At 62.2% G+C, this 275-nt stretch carries 1 protein-coding gene; it reads right to left on the bottom strand.

The features are described 5' to 3' along the window. Positions 1-3: 3 nt before the first annotated feature. Positions 4-275, bottom strand: a 272-nt coding sequence (locus ACPYOI_RS36210; RefSeq protein ID WP_481424189.1) for a 7-cyano-7-deazaguanine synthase, incomplete at its 5' end; no start/stop codon positions are given.

The raw sequence follows: 275 nt of genomic DNA, 5'->3' as shown, positions 1-275 counted from the left end.
ACATCACTTCACCTCCTGGGCCGAAAAGCCGGCCGTCGCGGCTACCCAGAAATCAGGATCCTCGTAATCCGTGGGATCTTCGACGCCGGCAAGATGGAAGGCTTCGCGCCGCTCCACGCAGGTGCCGCAGCGCCCGCAATGGCGAGTGCCGCCCTTGTAGCAGGACCAGGTTTCGGCGAAGGGCGTTTGATGCCGCGCCCCGTCCGTGACGATATCCGCCTTCGAAATAGTCACAAAAGGGGCATAGAGCGAGACGCTGGCATAGCCTTCCAGAG

This window comes from Rhizobium sp. SVR5-2C (assembly GCF_056755115.1).
Note: the sequence above shows the minus strand (reverse complement) of the source record. Positions and strands in the feature narration are given on the sequence as shown.